Origin of the sequence: Mesorhizobium sp. M2A.F.Ca.ET.067.02.1.1 (assembly GCF_004023285.1) — a bacterium.
In the GTDB taxonomy this organism is placed as follows: domain Bacteria; phylum Pseudomonadota; class Alphaproteobacteria; order Rhizobiales; family Rhizobiaceae; genus Mesorhizobium.
Window position 1 is genome coordinate 1 of record NZ_RZSB01000553.1, and the last position, 3,984, is coordinate 3,984.

Below are 3,984 nucleotides of genomic sequence, written 5' to 3' on the forward strand. Positions count from 1 at the left end.
TCTTCTATGAGGAGCGCACCAGCACCCAGCAGGGCACGGCCGAGCCCGGCAGCATCGTCTGGTCGCTGGTCCAGGAATCGCCCGGCGGCGACCTGCCGCCGGAACCGGCGATCCGCGCCGAAGCGACGATCCCCGGCAAGAACATCCAGCTGCGCATGACGATCCGGCGCAACACCGACCAGACCCTGCCGGCCAGCCACATCATCGAGATGATCTTCCTGACGCCGGAAGGGTTTGACGGCGGCGGCGTCGACAACATCCTGCGCATTGCCATGAAGAGCTCGGAACAGGATGCCGGCAGCCCGCTGATCGGCATCCCGGCCAAGATCGCCGACGGCTTCTTCCTCGTCGCGCTCAACGACACCAAGGCCGACGAGGACGCCAATCTGACGCTGCTTCGGGGACAGTCCTGGATCGACGTGCCGGTGGTCTACAAGACCGGGCGCCGCGCGCTGCTCACCATGGAAAAGGGCATCCCCGGCGAGAAGGTCTTCGACGAGGCGCTGAAGGCCTGGGCGGCGAAGACGTCGGGGTGAGGAGCAATTCCAGGAAAAGTGTGAGCCGTTTTCCGTCCGGAATTGCGTAAGGCAGGCCCTTAAAAGCCTTGAAAGAGCATATCGAGCGCCGCCACGATATCGTCGTGGCGGCTCATGAGATTGGTTCGATTTTCGCCGAGTTCGGTTGCGGCAACCGTCGCGATTAGGTGGGTGGCCATCACCATCTTCCGGCCGTTGATCTCAAAGACCGGATGCAGCTTGCGCATTGGCGAAGGCGCCGAGGTCAGTGGCAGAAGCGGAACGACCACCCGCGTCTTGAAGTGGTCGAGCAGGTCGGACTGAACGTCGAGCAGATAGCCGCCTTCGATGCCGCTGGCGAAGACGTCATAGCGCGCCATCAGAATTGCCGATGTTCGGCGAGTGGGATGCCGTGCTTGTCGACATAGTCGTTCCAAGCGTCTATCGTCGCACGGTTCTCAAGCTTCCATAGCCGCGTTTTTTCCGCAGCAACCGCTTCCGATATACCGGCCTCCGCAGCCCGTGATACATTCACGTTGAGCCCCTTGGCTTCCGCCATGAGCTGCGAATCGATCGACAGATTAGCTGGCTGGCGATTTGCGTTCGTTGCAATCTTGCGCATGACAGTCACCTCGACATGCGCATACTTTATGCGCATCGGTGCGTCAGCGCAATGAGGGTGCTATCCCTCCATCTCCTCACGCAGTATCTCCAGCTCCAGCCACTCCTCCTCGAGCGCGGCGAGCGTCGTGCGCTCCTTGTCGAGCGCGGCGATGGTCTTCTGGAACGAGACGGGATCGCGTTCGTAGAAGGCGGGGTCGGCGATGTTGTTCTCCAGCCTGGCGATTGAGGCTGTCACCGCTTCGATCTTCTTGGGCAGGGAATCCAGCGCGAACTTCTGCTTGAACGAGAGCTTTTTCGCCGGGCCTTTGGGTGCGGCTTGTTCGGCCTTCGGCGAAGCCTCGGCGGCCTCGGCTTTCGATCTTGCCTTGCGGTCTTCCAGCTTCGAGCCGCCGCGCTGCGCCAGCATATCTGAATAGCCGCCGGCATATTCGATCCAGCGGCCGTTGCCCTCCGGCGCGATCACGCTGGTGACGGTGCGGTCTAGGAAATCGCGGTCGTGGCTGACCAGGATGACAGTTCCGGAAAAGCCCGCGACCAGTTCCTGCAGCAACTCCAGCGTCTCCATGTCGAGGTCGTTGGTCGGCTCGTCGAGCACCAGAAGGTTCGCCGGGCGCGCCAGCACGCGGGCCAGAAGAAGGCGCGCGCGCTCGCCGCCGGAAAGCTCGCGCACCGGCGTGCGCGCCTGCTCCGGCTTGAACAGGAAATCCTTCATGTAGGAGACGACGTGGCGCTGCTCGCCATTGACCAGCAGGTTCTCGCCGCGCCCATCGGTAAGGTAATGCGCCAGGGTTTCGGCCGGGTCGACGGCCTCGCGCTTCTGGTCGAGTGTGGCGATCTCCAGGTTGACGCCGAGCCGCACGCTGCCGGCATCCGGCGCGAGCTCGCCGGTCAGCATCTTCAAAAGCGTCGTCTTGCCGGCGCCGTTGGGGCCGACCAGGCCGACGCGGTCGCCGCGCTGGATGCGGGTCGAGAAACCCTTGACCACGGTGAGGTCGCCAAAGCTCTTGTCGATGCCCTTGGCCTCGATCACCAGCTTGCCGGATTCGGCGGCGTCGCTCGCCACCATGGTGGCGATGCCTTCGGCGCCGCGGTGGCTGCGGAAGCGCTGGCGCATCGTCTGCAATTCGCCGAGGCGGCGCATGTTGCGCTTGCGTCTGGCGGTCACGCCGTAGCGCAACCAATGCTCCTCGCGCACGATCTGGCGGCCGAGCTTGTGCTGCTCGCGCTCTTCCTCCTCCAACACCTGGTCGCGCCATTCCTCGAAATGGGCAAAGCCCTTGTCCAGCCGTCGCGTCTGGCCGCGATCGAGCCAGACGGTGGCGCGGGTGACGCGTTCGAGAAAGCGGCGGTCGTGCGAGATCAGGATCACCGCCGAAGAGGTGCGGGCAAGCTCCTCTTCCAGCCATTCGATCACGGAAAGGTCGAGATGGTTGGTGGGCTCGTCGAGCAGAAGGATGTCGGGTTCCGGCGCCATGACGCGCGCAAGCGCGGCGCGGCGCGCCTCGCCGCCAGACAGGTCGCCCGGCTTCTCCTCGCCGGTGAGGCCGAGATGCTCCATCAGATAGGTGGCGCGATGCGGATCGTCGGCCGGGCCGAGGCCGGCCTCGACATAGGCGCGCACGGTGGCGAAGCCATCCATATCCGGCATCTGCGGCAGATAACGAACGGTCGCCGAGGGTTGGCGGAACACTTCGCCGTCCTGCGGCTCGATCATGCCGGCGGCGATCTTGAGCAGGGTCGACTTGCCCGAGCCGTTGCGGCCGACCAGCGCGATCTTTTCGCTGGCGGAAGCGCTGAGCGCAGCACCGTCGAGCAGCGGGGTGCCGCCGAAGGTCAGTTTAATGCCGTCGAGGTTGAGAAGTGGCGGCGCCATATCTGGAATGTCAGCTTTCGGGAAGAGGATAGGGGTGGGCCAGAAGCAGCGCCCGGCCGCGCTCCAGCGCGATGCCAAGCCGCCCTTTGACCTCGTTTGATATAGTGAGCGAGGAGCCGAACGCCAACTCGACGCGGTCGAGCGGCCATTTGGCGCCGGTGACCGTCAGGCCGGACAGGTCGGAGAAGCCGAGCACCGAAAACAGGGTGCTGTCCGCATAGTCGAAACTGGCTTTGCCAGGCAGGATGGGAACGCCTTCCTGTGCGCCGCTCGTCAGCAACACGGTCGTGCCCGCTTCTGCCAGCCGCACGGCGAGCGCCAGATGCAGGGAGGCATGGTCGGCGCGCTTGCCGCCGAAGGCGCCGGCAAGCACGAGGCTGGTGGCGCCGCGCTGGAGCGCTTCCGCTATTGCAAGCTCGCCATCGGTCATGTCCTTCTCGGCCGGGAAGATTTTTTGTGGGACGGAAGCCAGATCTTCGGGCAGGTTGGCCGGCACCGAGTCGAAATCGCCGACCCAGAGCTCGGGGACAAGGCCCAGCATGCGGGCATGGCCGATGCCGGCGTCGGCGGCGATGACGCGCGAACCAGCGATCTGGCGTTCGAGCCGGGGCGTGCGGATAAGCTCGCCGCCAAGCAGGATGGTGAATGTGCCCATGGCCGTCGCCCTTACCAGCCCGCCGGGGGAAACGGAAGCCGGAAGCGCCGCGCTTCGGTTCCTGCCTCGGAACATTAGCTGCCCGGCAAACTTCCGCTTGCACGCCGCTTCGGCCGGGCCTATCTGTCGAAACGCTCTAACGGGGTGCCGGACGTGATCCGGCTGAGAGGCAATCGAGCCAACCCGCTGAACCTGATCCGGTTTGTACCGGCGGAGGGATTAGACGTTTCGGACCATCCGGCGCCTCAATTCCTTGTCACTCGAACGAAGGAGGCGCCGATGCGCGCGATATTGTCCAAGCTTATTCTCGCAGCCGG

Annotated in this window: 4 protein-coding genes, 1 pseudogene and 1 riboswitch; of the genes and pseudogenes, 1 reads left to right on the forward strand and 4 read right to left on the reverse strand. The window is 64.6% G+C overall.

Features of this window, described 5'->3' with window-relative positions; translation table 11 throughout:
• Positions 1-536, forward strand: a pseudogene (locus tag EOA28_RS27310) (hypothetical protein); the annotation flags it as partial.
• 59 nt (positions 537-595) lie between these two features.
• Here EOA28_RS27310 and EOA28_RS27315 read toward each other — a convergent pair.
• From EOA28_RS27315 to EOA28_RS27330, 4 genes are read right to left on the reverse strand one after another with little or no spacing between them, the layout of a single operon-like run.
• Positions 596-895, reverse strand: coding sequence for a CcdB family protein (locus EOA28_RS27315; protein WP_126080766.1), 300 nt, complete (start codon positions 893-895; stop codon positions 596-598).
• On the reverse strand, positions 895-1,137 hold the full coding sequence (locus tag EOA28_RS27320; RefSeq protein WP_126080767.1) for a type II toxin-antitoxin system CcdA family antitoxin: 243 nt from the start codon (positions 1,135-1,137) through the stop codon (positions 895-897). Before EOA28_RS27320 ends, EOA28_RS27315 begins: the two co-directional genes overlap by 1 nt.
• 60 nt (positions 1,138-1,197) lie before the next feature.
• The gene (locus EOA28_RS27325; protein ID WP_127253653.1) at positions 1,198-3,012 is read right to left on the reverse strand and encodes an ABC-F family ATP-binding cassette domain-containing protein; all 1,815 of its coding nucleotides are present in this window, start codon (positions 3,010-3,012) and stop codon (positions 1,198-1,200) included.
• 10 nt (positions 3,013-3,022) lie between these two features.
• Positions 3,023-3,667, reverse strand: a complete 645-nt coding sequence (locus tag EOA28_RS27330; protein ID WP_127253652.1) for a thiamine diphosphokinase — start codon at positions 3,665-3,667, stop codon at positions 3,023-3,025.
• 130 nt (positions 3,668-3,797) lie between these two features.
• A riboswitch (TPP riboswitch) is annotated at positions 3,798-3,903 on the forward strand.
• Positions 3,904-3,984 lie beyond the last annotated feature (81 nt).

Excerpts from the sequence above, each read along its gene's own strand:
- EOA28_RS27320 (WP_126080767.1), bottom strand. The coding sequence starts at position 1,137 with ATGCGCAAGATTGCAACGAACGCAAATCGCCAGCCAGCTAATCTGTCG.
- EOA28_RS27315 (WP_126080766.1), bottom strand. The coding sequence starts at position 895 with ATGGCGCGCTATGACGTCTTCGCCAGCGGCATCGAAGGCGGCTATCTG.
- EOA28_RS27325 (WP_127253653.1), bottom strand. The coding sequence starts at position 3,012 with ATGGCGCCGCCACTTCTCAACCTCGACGGCATTAAACTGACCTTCGGC.
- EOA28_RS27330 (WP_127253652.1), bottom strand. The coding sequence starts at position 3,667 with ATGGGCACATTCACCATCCTGCTTGGCGGCGAGCTTATCCGCACGCCC.